Source organism: Fructobacillus apis (assembly GCF_023893635.1).
GTDB lineage: Bacteria > Bacillota > Bacilli > Lactobacillales > Lactobacillaceae > Fructobacillus > Fructobacillus apis.
The window spans coordinates 83,221-101,580 of the sequence record NZ_JAMWYK010000001.1 but is presented as its reverse complement, the minus strand read 5'-3'; the positions used below and the strand labels follow the sequence as shown (position 1 = coordinate 101,580).

At 47.9% G+C, this 18,360-nt stretch carries 16 protein-coding genes; 14 read left to right on the top strand and 2 right to left on the bottom strand.

Going from position 1 to position 18,360, the window contains the following annotated elements; translation table 11 throughout:
* Window positions 1-35: 35 nt before the first annotated feature.
* Together NFX39_RS00470 and NFX39_RS00465 are read left to right on the top strand one after the other, a co-directional pair.
* Window positions 36-2,105, top strand: a complete 2,070-nt coding sequence (locus NFX39_RS00470) for a PBP1A family penicillin-binding protein (protein WP_252441986.1) — start codon at window positions 36-38, stop codon at window positions 2,103-2,105.
* Window positions 2,106-2,147: 42 nt separating this feature from the next.
* Window positions 2,148-2,504: a YlbF family regulator gene (locus NFX39_RS00465; RefSeq protein WP_252441984.1), complete on the top strand. Its 357-nt coding sequence runs from the start codon at window positions 2,148-2,150 to the stop codon at window positions 2,502-2,504.
* 113 nt (window positions 2,505-2,617) lie between these two features.
* On the opposite strand, the gene lexA is transcribed toward NFX39_RS00465, so the two are convergent.
* Window positions 2,618-3,250 carry a transcriptional repressor LexA gene (lexA, locus tag NFX39_RS00460; protein WP_252441982.1) on the bottom strand — a complete coding sequence of 211 codons (633 nt, stop codon included), beginning with the start codon at window positions 3,248-3,250 and terminating at the stop codon, window positions 2,618-2,620.
* A 194-nt stretch (window positions 3,251-3,444) separates the two neighbouring features.
* Here lexA and NFX39_RS00455 point away from each other — a divergent pair, with 194 nt between their 5' ends.
* Window positions 3,445-3,666 carry a YneF family protein gene (locus NFX39_RS00455; protein ID WP_252441980.1) on the top strand — a complete coding sequence of 74 codons (222 nt, stop codon included), beginning with the start codon at window positions 3,445-3,447 and terminating at the stop codon, window positions 3,664-3,666.
* A 134-nt stretch (window positions 3,667-3,800) separates the two neighbouring features.
* Here NFX39_RS00455 and NFX39_RS00450 read toward each other — a convergent pair whose 3' ends face one another.
* Window positions 3,801-4,430, bottom strand: coding sequence for a lysophospholipid acyltransferase family protein (locus NFX39_RS00450; protein WP_252441979.1), 630 nt, complete (start codon window positions 4,428-4,430; stop codon window positions 3,801-3,803).
* Window positions 4,431-4,493: 63 nt separating this feature from the next.
* On the opposite strand from NFX39_RS00450, the gene NFX39_RS00445 reads away from it, so the two are divergent.
* The 11 genes from NFX39_RS00445 (at window position 4,494) to lepA (ending at window position 18,275) form a co-directional block, all read left to right on the top strand.
* Entirely contained in the window at window positions 4,494-5,261 is a 768-nt protein-coding gene (locus NFX39_RS00445) for a tRNA1(Val) (adenine(37)-N6)-methyltransferase (RefSeq protein WP_252441978.1), read from the top strand.
* A 190-nt stretch (window positions 5,262-5,451) separates the two neighbouring features.
* A complete protein-coding gene (locus NFX39_RS00440; RefSeq protein WP_252441976.1) occupies window positions 5,452-5,745 on the top strand; it encodes a GIY-YIG nuclease family protein in 294 nt (97 codons plus the stop codon).
* Between the two features lie 154 nt (window positions 5,746-5,899).
* On the top strand, window positions 5,900-6,673 hold the full coding sequence (rpsB, locus tag NFX39_RS00435; RefSeq protein ID WP_252441975.1) for a 30S ribosomal protein S2: 774 nt from the start codon (window positions 5,900-5,902) through the stop codon (window positions 6,671-6,673).
* An 87-nt stretch (window positions 6,674-6,760) separates the two neighbouring features.
* Window positions 6,761-7,639: a translation elongation factor Ts gene (gene tsf / locus NFX39_RS00430; RefSeq protein WP_252441970.1), complete on the top strand. Its 879-nt coding sequence runs from the start codon at window positions 6,761-6,763 to the stop codon at window positions 7,637-7,639.
* Window positions 7,640-7,740: 101 nt separating this feature from the next.
* The gene (gene pyrH, locus NFX39_RS00425) at window positions 7,741-8,466 is read left to right on the top strand and encodes a UMP kinase (RefSeq protein WP_252441969.1); all 726 of its coding nucleotides are present in this window, start codon (window positions 7,741-7,743) and stop codon (window positions 8,464-8,466) included.
* 2 nt (window positions 8,467-8,468) lie between these two features.
* Window positions 8,469-9,014 carry a ribosome recycling factor gene (gene frr / locus NFX39_RS00420; protein WP_252441968.1) on the top strand — a complete coding sequence of 182 codons (546 nt, stop codon included), beginning with the start codon at window positions 8,469-8,471 and terminating at the stop codon, window positions 9,012-9,014.
* A 289-nt stretch (window positions 9,015-9,303) separates the two neighbouring features.
* Window positions 9,304-10,683 carry a DUF2130 domain-containing protein gene (locus tag NFX39_RS00415; RefSeq protein WP_252441967.1) on the top strand — a complete coding sequence of 460 codons (1,380 nt, stop codon included), beginning with the start codon at window positions 9,304-9,306 and terminating at the stop codon, window positions 10,681-10,683.
* A 64-nt stretch (window positions 10,684-10,747) separates the two neighbouring features.
* A complete protein-coding gene (glyQ, locus tag NFX39_RS00410; RefSeq protein WP_252441966.1) occupies window positions 10,748-11,695 on the top strand; it encodes a glycine--tRNA ligase subunit alpha in 948 nt (315 codons plus the stop codon).
* Window positions 11,695-13,752 (top strand): glycine--tRNA ligase subunit beta, encoded by a 2,058-nt coding sequence (gene glyS, locus NFX39_RS00405; protein ID WP_252441965.1) that lies wholly within the window; start codon window positions 11,695-11,697, stop codon window positions 13,750-13,752. Before glyQ ends, glyS begins: the two co-directional genes overlap by 1 nt.
* 209 nt (window positions 13,753-13,961) lie before the next feature.
* Entirely contained in the window at window positions 13,962-15,137 is a 1,176-nt protein-coding gene (locus NFX39_RS00400) for an MrcB family domain-containing protein (protein WP_252441964.1), read from the top strand.
* Between the two features lie 1,284 nt (window positions 15,138-16,421).
* The gene (gene lepA / locus NFX39_RS00395; protein ID WP_252441963.1) at window positions 16,422-18,275 is read left to right on the top strand and encodes a translation elongation factor 4; all 1,854 of its coding nucleotides are present in this window, start codon (window positions 16,422-16,424) and stop codon (window positions 18,273-18,275) included.
* The last annotated feature ends 85 nt before the right edge of the window (window positions 18,276-18,360 follow it).

Genomic DNA, 18,360 nt, shown 5'->3' with positions numbered 1-18,360 from the left:
AGACGTTTTTGGCCTTATGGCTGTTAGGAATCGAGATGAAAAAAACATTTTCACTTAAAAAGACGGCTCTTTGGAAGAGTGTGGCTCCGGTCTGGAACCGATACCAACTCGGTCGTCTGATCATCGTCGTCGTGATGGCCTTCTTCGCCGCCGCATCCGTTTATGGTGTGGTCAACGCAAAGAACGCCCACGTCGAAAACCTCCAATCCTCTTTGTCACAGACGACAGACGTCTACGACAACGCAGGGGATAAGGCGGGTTCCCTTTATTCACAGAAGGGAACGTACGTGAAGTACGATCAAATCTCACCAAACTTGCGTAACGCGGTACTGTCCATCGAGGACCGGGACTTCTACAAGGAACACGGTTTCTCTGTGAAGGGACTGGCCCGCGCCGGTTTCCTCTTGTTAAAGAACAAGCTCACCGGTTCCAACATCATCTCCGGTGGTGGTTCAACCTTGACCCAGCAGTTGGTGAAGAACGCCTACTTGACGCAGGACCAAACCTTTAGTCGTAAGTTCAAGGAAATCTTCTTGTCCGTCCAGGTCGAAAAGAACTATTCCAAGGACGACATCTTAACGATGTACATGAACAACGCCTGGTTCGGTCACGGTGTCTGGGGTGTTGAAGATGCCTCCGAACGTTACTTCGGTGTGCACGCTTCTGAGTTGAACACGGAACAAGCGGCCACGTTGGCGGGAATGCTGACGAACCCATCCGGATTCAACCCAATCGATAACCCAACCCGTTCAAAGAACCGTCGGAACCTGGTCATCCAAACGATGTATGAAAACAAGAAGATTTCAAAGTCCGAGGCACAAAACGCCAAGGCCCAAGAAATCGTCTTGTCCGACAACTACACCGGTGAGGAATCTTATCGTTACCCTTGGTTCTTTGACTCCGTGATCAACGAAGCCATTAACAAGTACGGCTTGTCCGAAAAGGACATCATGAACAAGGGTTACAAGATTTACACGACCTTGAACCAAAAGGACCAAGACAACTTGCAAAAGGATTACCAAAAGGGCAACCTCTTTGGAAACCAATCCGAGGCTGAAGCCGCCACGGTTGTCTTGAACGCCAAGACTGGTGGGGTTCGCGCCGTCATCGGTGGTCGAAACACCACCCACACGTACCGTGGGTTCAACCGTGCTAACCAGTCACAGTTGCAACCAGGTTCTATCATCAAGCCGCTGGTCGTTTACACGCCAGCCGTTATCGCTGGTCACTCCATTAACGAGAAACTACCGAACAAGAAGATGAACTTCGGTACGAACAACTACTCACCAAACAACGCCTTGAACGTTGAAACGGGTGACATCCCAATGTACGAAGCCCTGGAACGTTCTTACAACATTCCAGCCGTCTACTTGTTGAACAAGATGGGCGTAAACACGGGTTACTCATGGGGTAAGAAGTTTGGTTTGAACCTCTCACCAAACGATAAGAACTTCGCATTGGCCCTCGGTGGTTTGACGAACGGGGTTTCACCACAACAAATGGCCAGTGCCTACACGGCCTTTGCCAACGAAGGAAAGATGTCCGAAGCCCACTACATCACGAAGGTGGTGGATGCTTCCGGTAACGTCATCGTCGACAAGCCAAAGGCTAAGCAAGAGCAGCTCTTCTCCAAGTCCGTTGCCAACAAGATGACCAAGATGATGCTTGGTACTTACTACAAGGGTACCGGTGCTGGTGCTGCGCCAGATAAGTACAAGATCGCCGGTAAGACTGGTACGACGGAAAACCCAAACACCCCAAATAACTCAAACTCATCAAAGGATTCATGGGCCGTTGCCTATACCAACGATGTCGTGCAAGTTTCTTGGGAAGGGATTGAAGATAACCATTCGTCATTGCCAATCGGTTTGATGTCAACGATCGGTAACCTGGTGAAGACCTCAATGGGTCAGATTATTCCGAACACGGAAGAAAGCAGTTTCACCGTCGCTGATGCCAGTCAAGAAGGGCAGAAGGACAAGCAACAAGACACCCAGAATACTTGGGCCGATAACGCCAAGGAAAACATTCAAAATGGGATTAACACAACTGTTGCCGGTGCAAATAAAGTGTGGGATACTATTAGTGGATGGTTTGGCGGTTAAGCTGAACCACTGCCATTGATAGATTGGAAAGGATATTTAAACATGTCAGTTAATATTTACGATAACGCCAACGAAATGGCGAACGTTTTGAAGGAAACGGAACAGTACCAATCATGGAAGACGGCCTTTGACGCCGTTCAAGGGGACAACGAAGCAAAGGATTTGTTCAAGCAATTCCAAACGATTCAAATGACTGTCCAAAAGATGATGCAAGCACAACAAACGCCAACTCCTGACCAAGAAAAGGAATGGGATGCCGTTGCTAAGGACGTGCAAGCAAACGAAAAGATCAAGGCCTTGATGGCTGCCGAACAAGTGTTGAACACGTTGCTCGGTGAAATCAACGACATCGTGACGAAGCCTGTTTCAGAAAGCTACGCCGCAGCTCACCAAGCTTAAGCAATATAAAAAAGGACCGCTAACGGTCCTTTTTTTATTTGCGTTGCAGTGGGGCAGTTGGCATCACGGCCTAAAAAAAACGAACCCGAGGGTTCGTTTTTTGTTTTTTCATTTTAATAAATCGCATCACGGTAAAGTGACACCACCTTACCGAGGATGGATACCTGGTCCAAAATGATTGGCGCCATCGTATCGTTTTCCGGCTGCAAGCGGTAGTGGTTTCCTTCTTGGAAGAAACGCTTCACCGTCGCTTCGTCGTCATCGTTCATCGCCACGACGATATCACCGTTGTCGGCCGTTTGCTGGCGACGCACAATCACCTTGTCGCCGTCCAAAATACCAATGTTAATCATGGATTCCCCGCGGACGTTCAACATGAACAAGTCCCCGTCGTATGGAATCAAGTTTTCTGGGATAGGGAAGAACTCTTCGGCCTCTTGCTCAACCGCCAAAATTGGTTGACCAGCCGTTACCAAACCAAGCACCGGAATCTTACCGGCGTTTGATGAAATACCGAGCATCTCAAATCCCTTGGCCGTCACTTCAATGGCGCGGGCCTTTGTCTTTTCACCCTTCTTCAAGAGGTAACCATTCTTAATCAATCGTTCGATGTGACCGTGAATCGTTGAAGAAGAGGACAACCCCACGTGTTCACCAATTTCTCGAATCGTTGGCGGAAAGCCGTTCTTCGATTGGTATTCGTGAATGAAGCGGAGTACTTGAATTTGTTTTGAATCAGATCCCATAATGTTCTTCCCATCTCATTAATACTGCCTTAATTCTAGCGAAAATAAGGCGAAAAAGCAAACGCATGTTCGTAAGATTTCCTTAAGATAGCAGACATTTCTTTACTTTTTGTATCCTTGTGTAAATTCGTGAAAAGTTTGCTCACACCCTGTGTTATACTTATTCTTAGATTTTAGTCATAAAGGAGACCACTATGCTTGTACCAGTTGGTATTTTGGGCTTGGTCGTTGGTTTGCTCGGAGGATTCTTCTTGGCACGCTTCACGATGAAGTCATACTTAGCAAAGAACCCACCAATTTCTGAAGAGATGATGAAGTCCATGATGATGTCAATGGGCCAAAAGCCATCACAAAAGAAGTTGAACCAGATGATGAGCCAAATGAAGGCCCAGAATCAAAAGGCCGCTAAGAAATAATTTAGCTAAGAACGAGCAGGTGAGAGCCTGCTTTTTTCTTTGGTGGAATGTAAAAAGCACCGAGCAGGATTGCTCGGTGCTTTTGTTTTCATATAATGGGCATTCTGATTTGGAATGTTCAGTGACACAAGAAATTACTTCTTCGCCTTAGGGTCAACGTACTGCCAGTTCGGATCGATTTCCTTATCCAATTCCTTGTAGGCGTTTTCAATCTTGTCGTTGTATTCGGCAACGACTTCGTCGGTCAACTTGCCTTTGATGTCGACGTAGATTGGTTCACCGAAGTTCATCGTGACGCGCTTGCGCTTGAACATATCCGCAAACTTCACGGGGCCTTGGTAAACGGCTGGCACGATTGGCTTACCTGACAGCTTAGCAATCAAAATGGAACCGGACTTCAACTTCTGTGAGTGACGTGAACCAGTGGGGAACATGATGAGCGAACGGTCGCCCGTCTTCAGTTCGGAAACCGGAATACGAATCACGTCGGAACCAGCGTTCTTGCGGTCAACCGGGAAAGCGCCCAAAGCCGTAATCAACTTGCGAGCGAAGAAGTTTTTAAACAATTCCTTCTTTGCCATGAAGATAAACTTCTTTGGGTAGGCCGCCATGGCGAACCAGATGGGGTCCCACCAAGTACGGTGCGTGGCCGCCAGGATGTAATTTGTATCTTTTGGCAGACGGTTCTTGTTCAAATAATACGTCCGTCCGTTTATAATAGAAACCAAGGTCACAGTAAAGACCCGGATAAAGCGATAAAACATATGCTTGTCCCTTTCTGTATGACTTAACTTTCTAATTTTACTTGTAAAAGGGGACAAAGGCAAATGAATCAAGCGGAATTAAAAGCGGGTGAACGCCTGGATGGTCTGCCATCGCAGGGCGTTTCCATCATTCAAAATCCAGACATGTTTTCCTATTCACTGGACGCGGTTTTGCTTGCCTACTTTGCCAACCCAAACAAGAAGGGGCGGGGGCTTACGGTGGACCTCGGTGCCGGAACAGGTGCCGTTGGTCTCTTTTACGCTAAAAAAGTCACTGGCGAGGTCCGGTTAGTCGAAATCCAAGAAGATTTAGCCAAGATGGCCGCTCGTTCGGTCGCCTTGAACGACATGGACGACCGGGTTTCCGTCGTTCACTCCGATATGAAGGACGTCTTCGGCCAGGTGAAGCCTGGTTCCGTTGATACGGTTCTCTGCAATCCCCCTTACTTCCCCGTAAAGGAAACGACCAAGCAAAACGAGGACGAGCACTACCAGATTGCCCGCCACGAGGTGGCAATTGACCTGCCGGCCTTGGCCCAGGTTGCCAACAAGCTACTTAAAAACAAGGGGAAGTTCTTTATGGTCCACCGTCCGGAACGACTCGGCGACATCTTCGCCGCTCTGTCCGACCACGGACTCGAAGTGAAGCACGTGCAGTTTGTTTATGGAAAGGCGGACCGGGAGGCCAACATGGTCTTGGTTGAAGCCATCAAGCAGGGCCGTCCCGGTGGGGTGAAGATTCTGCCACCAATCGTGGCCTACACGGATCAAAACGACTACACGAAGCAGGTCGAAGAAATCCTGTACGGTGCACCTTGGTCGATGGACTAAGAAAAGACCGTGTTTGCCTGGGGCAAGGGACTAAGGAATGGCCGTGATTGCCTGGGACAATGGACTAAGGAATGGCCGTGTCTGCCTGGAATGATGGGCTGGAAAAAAGGCATGGTCGCCTTAGACTTTGGCATCGAAAAAAGCGTGAAAAGCATTTACTTGATAGAAAATTAAAGGAGCAGGTCCTTTCATGACCGAGACCAACAAAACATACGACTTCTACGTCCTATACACCGCCGACGGCTTTTTCTATGGGGGCTATTCCGATGATGCCAGGCGACGCTTCAAAGTGCATGAGTCGGGCAAGGGGGCAAAGTTTACGCGGGTGAAGTCCCGTCATCCCTTGCAACTCATTCATTTCGAGACCTTTGATAACAAGCGCGACGCGATGCATGCGGAAGCGACTTTTAAAGCCTTATCACGGGTCAAGAAGGAACAATATTTGAAAGAACACCAGGTTGATGAAAAAATCTGGCGAAAATAGTTAAAAATGCTTGTCAGGGTAGGGATTATCCTGTAAACTATTAACCGTTGTGAAATCGCAACAAAAAAATACACACGACCGAGGAGAACGCATAGGTGCAGCAATGTTCATGCGAACCTTGAATCGGTCGGAGGTTTAACCTAGGAGGCCAAACATGGCAGTTATTAGTATGAAAGAACTCCTCGAAGCAGGAGTTCACTTTGGACACCAAACTCGTCGCTGGAACCCAAAGATGGCACCGTTCATCTTTACGGAACGTAACGGAATCCACATCATCGACTTGCAAAAGACGGTGAAGATGGTTGATGAAGCTTACAACTTCATCCGTAACGCATCAGCAGACGGCGCAAACATCTTGTTCGTTGGTACGAAGAAGCAAGCTTCAGACGCAATCGCAGAAGAAGCTTCACGTGCCGGACAATTCTACATCAACCACCGTTGGTTGGGTGGAACTTTGACGAACTGGAACACGATCAAGACTCGTGTAAAGCGCATGAAGGACATCGAAAAGATGTCACAAGACGGCACTTTCGAACGTTTGCCTAAGAAGGAAGTTGTATTGTTGAAGAAGCAATACGCAAAGCTTGACAAGTTCTTGGGTGGAATCGAAGACATGCAAGACTTGCCTGACGTTTTGTTCGTTGTTGATCCTAAGAAGGAAGAAATCGCTGTTAAGGAAGCAAACATGTTGAAAATCCCAGTTGTGGCTATGATCGACACGAACGCTAACCCTGATGACATCGATGTTAAGATTCCTGCAAACGATGACGCAATCCGTGCCATCCGTTTGATCACTTCAAAGATGGCGGATGCTGTAATCGAAGGCCGCCAAGGTCAAGACCAATCAGCTGAAGACGCTTTCATCGAAGGTGACGAAAACACTGAATCAATCGAAGAAATTACTGACATTGTCGAAAAGGACAACTAAGCAATTTAGTATCTGATTTGCCGTTCCGGTGGACCTGCTTGGGACGCTGGAACGGCTTTTTATATGTAGAAATAAAGGAGCAATCTCATGGCTGTTACAGCAAAGATGGTAAAGGAATTACGTGATAAGACGTCTGTTGGAATGATGGACGCCAAGAAGGCTTTGGTTGAAGCCGAAGGTGACATGGAAAAGGCAATCGACCTTTTGCGTGAAAAGGGTATGGCCAAGGCTGCCAAGAAGGGTGACCGTGTCGCCGCTGAGGGTATGACTTACGTTACTGAAGAAGGTAACAAGGCTGCCATCATCGAATTGAACTCTGAAACGGACTTCGTTGCCGGAAACAAGGAATTCAACGACCTTTTGGCTACTGTTGCAAAGACGATCTTGGCCGCAGAACCAGCTGATGTTGAAGCTGCTTTGGCATTGCCAGTTGAAGATGGACGTACGTTGAACGACTTGATCATCAACGTGTCACAAATCACTGGTGAAAAGATCACGCTCCGTCGCTTCGAAACGGCTACTAAGTCAGACGACGAAGTATTCGGTTGCTACTCACACATGGGTGGATCAATCTCAGCATTGGCCGTATTCTCAGGTTCAGACGCTGATGCAGCCCGTGACGTTGCCATGCACATCGCAGCCATCGCCCCACAATACGTTTCAGATCAAGACGTTCCTGCCGAAGTTGTGGCAAAGGAAAAGGAAGTTCAATTGGCTTCTGAAGACTTGAACGGAAAGCCTGACAACATCAAGGAAAAGATGGTTGAAGGACGTATCAAGAAGTTCTTGGCTGAAATCTCATTGTTGGACCAACCATTCGTTAAGAATGGTGACCAAACGGTTGCACAATTCGTTGAAGCAAACAACATGACGGTTAAGTCTTTCGTTCGTTACCAAGTTGGTGAAGGAATCGAAAAGCAAAACACAAACTTGGCAGACGAAGTTGCTAAGCAAATCGGTCAATAAGACCTTTAAAAAAGAGTGTCCAAGTGTTATTTTGGACACTTTTTTTACGGACGTTTTTGTCGCGCTCTGATATAATGGATGTTAAGAAAAAAGGAGACACCATGACTGATAAGAAGTACAAACGTGTTTTGATGAAGCTTTCTGGAGAAGCTTTGGCAGGTGCTAAGGGTCAGGGAATTGATTTGGAGACGGTTTCTTCAATCGCTCAAGAAATCAAGTCCGTTCACGATATGGGAACGGAAATCGCCATCGTTGTTGGTGGTGGTAACCTCTGGCGTGGTGAACCAGCTTCTAAGGTTGGAATGGAACGTTCACGAGCTGACTACACTGGTATGCTTGGAACGACCATGAACGCCTTGGTTTTGCAGGATGCTTTGGAACGTGCTGGCGTACCAACCCGTGTTCAAACAGCCATTACCATGCAACAAATCGCGGAACCTTACATCCGTGGGCGTGCCATTCGCCACTTGGAAAAGGGTCGCATCGTGATTTTCGCTGCTGGTGTGGGTTCACCTTACTTCTCAACGGATACGACGGCCGCTTTGCGTGCCAACGAAATTAACGCCGATGCTATCTTGATGGCTAAAAACGGTGTTGACGGAGTCTACGACTCTGATCCACGGACGAACCCAGATGCACAAAAGTTCCAACACTTGACGCACTTGGACATCATCAAGAAGGGCTTGAAGGTCATGGACGCCACGGCATCAACGATGTCAATGGACAACAACATGCCTTTGGTCGTCTTCAACTTAAACCAATCAGGTAATATTCAAAAGGTCATTGCCGGTGAAGAAATCGGAACGACCGTCACAGGAGAAGAATAATCATGGCGATTGATTTTAATCAAACAAAAGAAAAGATGCAAAAGGCCCAAGACGCCTTGCGTCGTGAATTGGCCGAAATCCGTACTGGACGTGCCAACCCACGTATCTTGGACCGTGTCCAAGTGGAATACTACGGTGCCATGGTACCGTTGAACCAAGTGGCTTCCATCTCTGTTCCCGAAGCTCGTATGCTTTTGCTTACGCCCTTTGATAAGAACGCCTTGGATGCCATAGTGGCTGCCATCAACATGTCTGACTTGGGCTTGAACCCAGCTTCTGATGGAAACATCATCCGCTTGGCCATTCCACAAATGACGGAAGAACGTCGTAAGGAATTGGCAAAGGAAGTGAAGGCCGAAGCCGAAAAGTCTAAGGTTGCTATCCGTAACGTCCGTCGTGACGCCATGGATACGATCAAGAAGGACAAGGACTTGACGGAAGACGAAGTTCGCGACCACGAAGACAAGATTCAAAAGTTGACGGACGAAAACATCAAGTCCATCGACACGATTGCTTCTGAAAAGGAAGCGGATTTGATGAAGATCTAATTCACTCATTTATTAAAAGGCTCAAGCTGAATAGCTTGGGCCTTTTTTATGTAAAATGATAAAATGTGCTGCTTTTTTTCTTGCCTTTTTTAGCAAGAAATAGCATAATATGGATAAGCAATTCGACGTTGATTCGGTTTGGAACCCGAGGAGTTGAATATCAACGAAAGTGTCAGGGCTTCTTTGAAGCCCTGGAATTCAGGTGGAACCGCGCGCAAGCGTCCTGATGTCAATGAACTTTGGCATTGGACCGTTTGGCGCGGTTTTTTGTCTAAAAAAAGGAGGCGTTATGGCAAAACTTTCCTACCACCTGGCATCCGAAACGACACTGGTATTAGACCAGGCCGGTCAGGTGGGTGACACCATTGATTTAAAAGATGAGCAAAAGGTTGACACCGAAGGCTTATCAAGCGCCGTGCAAGCCGCTTTCGAGCAGAAGCTTGCTTCTGAGAAGGCAGCCTGGCAAAAGAGCCAAGAAGAGCTCTTAGAGGCGCGTATCGCACAAGAAAAGCAATCCGCGGCCGTGAATTTGACAGAGGCTAAACAGGCCGAAAGCAAAAAGGCTGAAGAGGAGACGAACAAGCTCAAAGAAGAACTCGCCAACCTGAAGGCCGAATTAAAGAGCCAACAGGATCAGGGAGCTTCCAAGCAAGCCCTGGCCTTGGCCGAGCAGGAAAAGCAGCTTCAAAACGCCTACCAGGCCGAAAAGGAGCGCCTGCAGGCTGATCTGAACAAGCAAAAAGAGGCGGCTGGTCAGGAAAAGCAGAACCTCGAGCAACAGGTCTTCGAGCTGAAGAACCAGGTCAACAACCAGGACCGCGACAAGGAACTGGCCCTGGTCAAGACGAAGGCCGAGTTTGAAGCCCAGCTGAAGGCAGCCGAGGAAAAGGTGGCCTTCTACCAGGACTTCAAGGCCCGCCAGTCCACCAAGGAAATTGGGGAGTCGCTTGAAGTGTACGCGCATCAAGAGTTTAACAAGGTGCGGCCCTACGCCTTTCCAAACGCCTACTTCGAAAAGGACAACGAGGTTTCAAAGGAGTCTGGTTCGAAGGGGGACTTCATCTTCCGCGATTACCAGGACGGCGTCGAGTTCATCTCCATCATGTTTGACATGAAAAACGAGGCCGACTCGACCGAAAAGAAGCATAAGAACGAGGACTTCTTCAAGGAACTGGACAAGGACCGCAAGGAGAAGGACACTGAGTACGCCGTGCTCGTTTCGATGTTGGAAGCCGACAACGACTACTACAACACGGGAATCGTTCAGGTGGCAAACTACGAGAAGATGTACGTGATTCGTCCCCAGTTCTTCGTTCACTTCATCGGGCTGCTGCGAAACGCCGCGCTCGACTCCGTGTCGTACAAGCGTCAGTTGATCGAAGAGAAGAACAAGAACATCGACATCACGAACTTCGAAGACAACATTAACAACTTCAAGAACAAGTTCGCGAAGAACTACCAGTCCTATTCCAAGAACTTCGGCGAGGCCATCGAGGAAATCGACAAGGCCATCCGCCGAATGGAAGAGGTCAAAAAGAAGTTGCAGACGTCGGGAAACCAACTCCGGTTGGCCAACGCCAAGCTGGATGACGTCACCGTCAAGAAGTTGACCCGGGGAAACAAGACGATGCAAGAGAAGTTCAAGACGCTCGACGCTGAGAATCAATAAGCTGGCAAAGTCTCATCCGAATCGCTTTGAGTAAGTAAGTATAGTTATAAAAAGGAAGATTAACATGGCAAATGATGCATTATCTGTACAAGATATTATCTTAACCTTGCAAGAGTTCTGGGCCGAAAAGGGCGCCAACTTGATGCAAGCCTATGACAACGAAGTCGGTGCTGGAACGCAGAGTCCATACACGTTCTTGCGTGCCAACGGACCGGAACCATGGAAGGCCGCCTACGTGCAACCATCCCGTCGTCCGGCCGACGGTCGATACGGAGACAACCCAAACCGTCTCTTCCAACACCACCAGTTCCAAGTGGTGATGAAGCCATCACCTGATAACATCCAGGAATTGTACCTCGCTTCATTGGAAGCCTTGGGTATCAAGCCTTTGGAACACGACATCCGTTTCGTGGAAGATAACTGGGAAAACCCATCAATGGGTGCCGCCGGTATCGGTTGGGAAGTTTGGCTCGACGGTATGGAAGTGACGCAGTTTACGTACTTCCAACAGGTTGGTGGAATCGAAGTTGATTCTGTCACTGCCGAAATCACGTACGGGTTGGAACGTTTGGCTTCTTACATCCAAGACGTGCCAACGGTCTACGATCTCGAATGGGGTCACGGCGTTTTGTACGGTGACATCTTTAAGGAACCGGAATACGAACACTCAAAGTACGCCTTTGAAGAATCAAACCAAGACATGTTGCTCCGCCACTTCGACGACTACGAAGCCGAAGCCAAGCACAACTTGGAATTGGGTCTCGTTCACCCAGCCTACGACTACATTTTGAAGTCATCCCACACCTTTAACCTCTTGGACGCCCGCGGAACGGTTTCCGTTACGGAACGTGCCGGTTACTTGCACCGCATCCGTGCGATGGCCCGTCAGGTGTCAAAGGTCTTCATCGAAGAACGTGCCAAGCTTGGCTTCCCTTTGTTGAAGGACGAAGCTTTGCGCGACAAGTACCTTGGTGAAAAGGGTAAGTACACGAAGAAAGAGGAGCAGAACTAATGGCAGATTACATCTTAGAAATTGGTTTGGAAGAAATGCCCGCCCACTTGGTGACGTCTTCTGAAAAGCAATTAGTAAAGCGCGTGAAGGACTTCTTGGACGAACACCGTTTGGCCGTTCAAGAAATCAAGCCTTTCTCAACGCCACGTCGTTTGGCCGTCTCACTTGAAGGCTTGGCCGATGGTTCTGAATCCATTTCAGAAGAAAAGCGTGGACCAGCCGTGGATCGCGCCAAGGACGACGAAGGGAACTGGTCAAAGGCCGCCCAAGGGTTCGCCCGCGGACAGGGGACGACGCCTGAAGAATTGACGGAAAAGGACGGTTACCTCTGGGCTAAGAAGGAAATCGCCGGTGTGCCTGCCAAGGAAATCCTCGCCCTCATCGGTAAGGAAGTGGTTGAACAAATGACTTTCACCACTTACATGAAGTGGGGGAACCACAGCTTCCATTACATCCGTCCAATCCGTTGGATCGTGTCACTTTTGGACAACGAAGTCGTGCCATTCTCAGTGCTCGACGTCGAAGCGGGGAACACGACCCGTGGTCACCGTTTCTTGTCCACTGATGATATCAAAGTCGCATCCGCCCAGGACTACGAATCAGCCCTCGAAGCTGCCTTTGTCATGGTGAACGCCGACAAGCGTAAGCAAACGATTGAAGACCAATTGAACGCCATCGCCAAGAAGAACAACTGGCAGCTCGACCTGAAGTCTGAACTCGCCGTTGACCTCTTGGAAGAAGTGAACAACATCGTCGAATGGCCAACGGCCTTTGCCGGAAACTTCGACGAGAAGTACTTGGCCTTGCCAAAGGAAGTCTTGATCACGTCAATGCGTGACCACCAACGCTTCTTCTTCGTGACAAACGAAGCTGGCGACCTCTTGCCACACTTCTTGTCCGTCCGTAACGGAAACGATGAACACCTTGAAAACGTTGCCCGTGGTAACGAAAAGGTGCTTGTTGCCCGTTTGGAAGACGCGGCCTTCTTCTACAAGGAAGACCAGCAAAAGACCATCGCCGATTACATGGAACGTGTGCAGAAGCTCGTCTTCCACGAAAAGATTGGAACGGTCTACGAACACATGGAACGCGTGTCTGGCTTGTCAGCCCAGATGGCCGACGCCTTGAACTTGGACGCTCAAGAAAAGGCCGACTTGAAGCGCGCAGCTTCAATCTACAAGTTTGACCTCATGACGGGGATGGTCGGTGAATTCGACGAACTCCAGGGTGTGATGGGTGAACACTACGCCAAGATGATGGGCGAAAACGACGCCGTCGCTAAGGCCATCTACGAGCACTACTTGCCAACGTCAGCCGAAGGTGAAGTTGCCCAGACGAAGGTTGGTGCAGTTTTGGCCATGGCCGACAAGTTTGATTCCATCGTGACCTTCTTTGCCCACGACATGATTCCATCTGGTGCCAACGACCCTTACGGACTCCGTCGTGCCGCAGCCGGGGTTGTGAAGACCTTGGAAGCACACGATTGGCACGTGAACCTCTTGGACATTTTGACGGCCTTCAAGCAGGCAAACGGCGAAGTGACCGACGCCAACTTGAACATGGTCTTGTCATTCTTGACGGACCGTGTGCGCAAGCAAGCGCTTGACGCTGGTATCCGCAAGGACATTGTGACGGCTGGAACGGCCAACGTGATTATCGGAGACTACGTTTACGTGGCGGACCGGACGAAGGTCTTGGCAAAGCACAGCGAAGACGAAGACTTCCGTGACGTCATGGAAGCCTTGTCACGTGTGGCCCGCTTGGCGAAGAAGGAACCTGTGCAGGCTCCGGTAGACCCAGCGCTTCTCGCAAACGACCAGGAAAAGGCCTTGTACGAAGCAACCAAGGATATGTCAGTGGACGCGTTGAAGCCGGAAGGGGCGGAAGCCATCTACCAGGCATTGGCCAAGTTGCAGGCGCCAATTGCGGCCTACTTCGACCACACGATGGTAAACGACGATGACGAAGCGGTGAAGAACAACCGTTACGCACAGTTGGGTGCCATCAACACGATGATCGACGCCCTCGGTGACATTGAAGAAATCGTGATTAAGTAAGTTATTTAAGCTGTAAAAGTCGGCCCCGTCCCGGGCCGGCTTTTTTGTTTGCCCTGGTGCGCACCAACAGCAGGGAATGGCGGCGAGCAGCGAGAGTGTGTGGAAGGAAAAGATGGGGGATGAGGCCTGCCAAGAGAATATTTCTTTTTATTCTAAAATAGAATATTTGTTATACAATTATCTGTGGATAGTATAAAAGGAAGTTTAAGATGAACATACACGATACACTGGAAACTGTATTAAACAATTATTTAACAGAAACAAAAAAAGATTTTGCAGGGAATTGGCTTGCGGCAACGTTGCGTCGTGGATTTGATGCTGACGAGTTGTCGTTCAATAATGATAAGATCAAAGTCTATGGGTCTGGAGGCTCAGGTGGATGGGCTGGAGCCCCCTGGATTGCCATTTGCGATACTGAAATGACTACTTCTGTACAACGTGGTTTCTTTGTTGTTTATCTTTTTTCAGAAGATATGAAACGTGTCTATCTTTCACTTAATCAAGGGTGGACTTTTTGGGAAAAAGAATTTAAGAATGACAACTTTGAACAATCAGCCGTGGACAAAGTAAAAGAAGTTTCTTCCTATTTCCAATCGAAATTGTCCATTCGAAATACGGCACTACCTATGAAGCTAGCAACTACTAGTTCAAAATCGAGTAAGTTAGCTTTGGGCTATGAAGCTGGTGAAATTTATAGTATTGAGTATGATGCGAATGACCTTCCAGGCAATTCTGTTTTGGTAAAGGACGTTGAGCTGATGTGGTCGAAGCTAATGGACGTTAAGTCCTTAATGCAAGATGCTGGGGATCTCACCGAGAGTGTTACCTATATTTTGAATTATCAACGTAATGCTTCTTTCACGAATAACGTACAGGAAACGGTGTCCATTACAGATAAGTTATCGGAAGCTAAACTTATTGAAAAGCAACGTCCCGTTTCTCGAAAGACTCGAAAAAATAGTTCTGGTAAAAAGAAAAGAATAGCTAAAAAAAAAGATTACCTTGCCCAGCATGAAAAGAACCAAGAATTAGGTTTGAGTGGAGAAGAACTTGTCTTAGAATACGAGAAGCAGCGGCTTGTCGATTATCCTCAATTACAAGCAATGGTTAAGCGTGTTTCAAAAGATGGGGATGGTGACGGATATGATATTCTTTCATACAACATCGACGGCAGTCCGTTATACATCGAGGTAAAGACCACTAATGGCTCTTCAAATACGCCGTTTTATATGAGTCAAAACGAGTATGAATTCGCTGTTGAAAATAAATCGAACTACGTGATCTATCGTTTATATAAGTTCACTGACTTAGCTAAAAATGATGTTAACCAGGTGCAGTTTTATAAGATTCAAGGTGATGACTTCGAAAAAAAAAAGTGCAAATGACACCTGCTGCTTATCAGGTGCACTTACAATAATTTGTCTAAATTCTCGTATTCACCAATAAAATCAAAGAAAAAAAGACGAGCCTCGTGCTCGTCTTTTTTATCCTTTTACTCAAAATTTGGGGATGAAAATTTGTGTATATAATCTGAACTTAAATGTCTTATAAACCGCGTTATGGTGCGTTTTTTGCTTCTTTTCTTTTTCGCAAAGCCTGCTATAATGACCGTGTAGCAAACAAGCAAAGTTGGTGGCTATCCTTCGAAAAAATCAAAGGAGGTGATGCTTATGAAAATAAGAGATCACTCCCTTAATTTATGAAAGGGAAAGCCGTTGTTAACATACAAAGAGGCGATAGAACTTGCTTTAGCATTCGGATCATTCATCATCTTGATGTTTAGCTCCGTACTAAAGATGGTTCTTAAGTTGATTGAATTTAGCAATAAAAAATAACCATCTCTGCTTTGGCCAGCCTGAGATGGTTATTTGTATAATCTAATCGGGTAGCCACCACTTTGTGGGTTTGCTACTAGCCGGGTAGTTGACGCTACCTGGCCTTTTCTATGCCTTTATTATAAACCATCCCCCAGAATCTGCAAGTACTCTTGAAGAGCTTCTCATGACCAATCAGCAAGCAATAAAAAATAACCATCTCTGCTTTGGCGGCTCGAGATGGTTATTTCGGTAACATAATCGGGTAGCTACCACTTTGTGGGTTTGCTACTAGCCAGGTAGTTGAGGCTACCTGGCTTTTTCTATGCATTTATTATAGCAGCTTAAAACGTTAACTTTGATTCCAAAATGGCATAACAAAAATTTTTTTCATTACTTCAATACTGGCCTCCAAAAAAAAGACGAGCCGTCAGCTCGTCTTCTAGAAAGGAGGTGATGCAGGAAATAATATCTCATTCGAAAGGAGAAATGCATCACGTTAGAAGAAAGGCACATGGGGATGCCGAACACCAAACGCGTTTTCCGCCACGTTTGATGCTTCCTTCTAACACCCACAGTATATACCGACTTTTGAAGGGACGTGATGAACGTTTGGAATATTTGAGTCAAGGGAGCGAATCAAGTTGATTAACATGGCTAAGACGTTATCTTGCCACTTTGATTACCTTATCGAAAAAGAGGGCGTGTCAGGTCAAATAAGATGGCAGAGGTGAGAACGATAAAACCTGGTCGAATCTGACTTTGACAAGAGCAAAACGGGGATGAACGCTTTATTTAAAGGCCTTTTTCGTGTAAGATAGAGAAGACTAATAACTCTTAAAAAGTAGGATATACATGGCAGATTTTACGATTGACCAATTAAAAGAACGACAAAAGCGGATTCGAAATTTCTCAATTGTGGCGCACATCGACCACGGGAAATCCACGATTGCCGACCGAATCTTGGAACAGACCAAGACGGTGGCCGAACGTGACATGCAAAGCCAATTGCTCGATACCATGGACCTCGAACGTGAGCGTGGGATTACCATCAAGCTGAACGCCGTTGAGGTGAACTACAAGGCCAACGATGGCGAAGAATACATCTTCCACCTGATCGACACGCCAGGGCACGTCGACTTCTCCTACGAAGTTTCCCGTTCCCTCGCCGCTGCCGAAGGAGCTATTTTGGTTGTGGACGCCGCCCAAGGTGTCGAAGCGCAGACCTTGGCCAACGTTTATTTGGCCATCGACAACGACCTTGAAATCTTGCCCGTCTTGAACAAGATTGACTTGCCTTCGGCTGACGTTGACAAAGTCAAGGGTGAAATCGAGGACATGATCGGCCTTCCAGCCGATGACGCCGTCTTGGTTTCCGCCAAGAAGGGAATCGGTATTCCGGAATTGCTCGAACGCATCGTTTCGGACTTCCCAGCCCCAGACGGTGACTTGGACGCGCCACTACGTGCACTTATCTTCGATTCCCAGTACGACCCATACCGTGGGGTTGTGGTTAACATGCGTGTTCGCGAAGGTTTCGTGAAGCCTGGAGACAAGGTTCGCATGATGAACACCGGGGCCGAATACGAAGTCACGGAAGTTGGTGTGATGTCACCAAACGCTCAAAAGCGTGACTACCTGATGGCCGGTGATGTTGGTTACATGACCGCCGCCATTAAGGACATCTCCACGACCCACTCCGGAGATACGATTACGCTCGTGGACAACCCAGCCGACGAACCATTGCCTGGTTACCAGCCAATGACGCCGATGGTTTACTCCGGTATGTACCCGGCCGACAACGCCAAGTACGGTGACCTGCGTGAAGCGCTTGAACGCTTGCAATTGAATGACGCCGCCTTGACCTTCGAACCCGAAACTTCCCAAGCCCTGGGATTCGGATTCCGTGTTGGATTCCTTGGTTTGCTTCACATGGATGTTATCCAAGAACGTTTGGAGCGTGAATTCGACCTTGAGTTGGTCACGACCGCGCCATCTGTTACCTATAAGGTGGAAACGGTTGACGGCCAAACGCTCATGATTGAAAACCCATCGGAGCTTCCTGAATCACCACAAATTAAATCCATCGAAGAACCATTCGTTCACGCCCAGTTGATGGTGCCCGAAGAATACGTCGGTGCCGTCATGGAACTCGCCCAAGAAAAGCGAGGGGAGTTCGACACGATGGAATACTTGGATGACAACCGTGTCAACGTGAAGTACTACATTCCATTGGCCGAAATCATCTTTAACTTCTTCGACCGCTTGAAGTCATCCACGCGTGGTTTCGCCTCATTGGATTACGAACTGGACGAATACCGCCCAGCCGACCTCGTGAAGATCGACATCCTCTTGAACGGGGACAAGGTCGATGCGCTTTCCTTCATCGTCCACCGCAGCTCCGCTGCCGAACGTGGTCGCGTGATTACCTCGAAGTTGAAGGAAATCATTCCTCGTCAAAACTTCGAAATTCCTGTTCAGGCCGCCATCGGAAACAAGATTTTGGCCCGGACCAACATCAAGGCCTACCGAAAGGACGTTACCTCAAAGATTCACACGGGTGACCCTGACCGTCGTGCCAAGCTGCTCGACAAGCAAAAGCGTGGTAAGGCCCGCATGAAGTCCGTTGGTACCGTTACGGTGCCACAAGAAGCCTTCATGGCCGTTTTGAAGACCGACGAAGACGAAAAGTACGCTCGTGGTCACTAGCATCGAGACGCCTTATACGCATTTAGATTAGAAGAAAAAGGACCGTTTAGGTTCTTTTTTTTATTGCCCACCTTTCTTTTTAATT

What these genes read in the sequence shown, in the direction of transcription:
- NFX39_RS00470 (WP_252441986.1), top strand. Translation starts at nt 36, where the DNA reads ATGAAAAAAACATTTTCACTTAAAAAGACGGCTCTTTGGAAGAGTGTG.
- NFX39_RS00465 (WP_252441984.1), top strand. Translation starts at nt 2,148, where the DNA reads ATGTCAGTTAATATTTACGATAACGCCAACGAAATGGCGAACGTTTTG.
- lexA (WP_252441982.1), bottom strand. Translation starts at nt 3,250, where the DNA reads ATGGGATCTGATTCAAAACAAATTCAAGTACTCCGCTTCATTCACGAA.
- NFX39_RS00455 (WP_252441980.1), top strand. Translation starts at nt 3,445, where the DNA reads ATGCTTGTACCAGTTGGTATTTTGGGCTTGGTCGTTGGTTTGCTCGGA.
- NFX39_RS00450 (WP_252441979.1), bottom strand. Translation starts at nt 4,430, where the DNA reads ATGTTTTATCGCTTTATCCGGGTCTTTACTGTGACCTTGGTTTCTATT.
- NFX39_RS00445 (WP_252441978.1), top strand. Translation starts at nt 4,494, where the DNA reads ATGAATCAAGCGGAATTAAAAGCGGGTGAACGCCTGGATGGTCTGCCA.
- NFX39_RS00440 (WP_252441976.1), top strand. Translation starts at nt 5,452, where the DNA reads ATGACCGAGACCAACAAAACATACGACTTCTACGTCCTATACACCGCC.
- rpsB (WP_252441975.1), top strand. Translation starts at nt 5,900, where the DNA reads ATGGCAGTTATTAGTATGAAAGAACTCCTCGAAGCAGGAGTTCACTTT.
- tsf (WP_252441970.1), top strand. Translation starts at nt 6,761, where the DNA reads ATGGCTGTTACAGCAAAGATGGTAAAGGAATTACGTGATAAGACGTCT.
- pyrH (WP_252441969.1), top strand. Translation starts at nt 7,741, where the DNA reads ATGACTGATAAGAAGTACAAACGTGTTTTGATGAAGCTTTCTGGAGAA.
- frr (WP_252441968.1), top strand. Translation starts at nt 8,469, where the DNA reads ATGGCGATTGATTTTAATCAAACAAAAGAAAAGATGCAAAAGGCCCAA.
- NFX39_RS00415 (WP_252441967.1), top strand. Translation starts at nt 9,304, where the DNA reads ATGGCAAAACTTTCCTACCACCTGGCATCCGAAACGACACTGGTATTA.
- glyQ (WP_252441966.1), top strand. Translation starts at nt 10,748, where the DNA reads ATGGCAAATGATGCATTATCTGTACAAGATATTATCTTAACCTTGCAA.
- glyS (WP_252441965.1), top strand. Translation starts at nt 11,695, where the DNA reads ATGGCAGATTACATCTTAGAAATTGGTTTGGAAGAAATGCCCGCCCAC.
- NFX39_RS00400 (WP_252441964.1), top strand. Translation starts at nt 13,962, where the DNA reads ATGAACATACACGATACACTGGAAACTGTATTAAACAATTATTTAACA.
- lepA (WP_252441963.1), top strand. Translation starts at nt 16,422, where the DNA reads ATGGCAGATTTTACGATTGACCAATTAAAAGAACGACAAAAGCGGATT.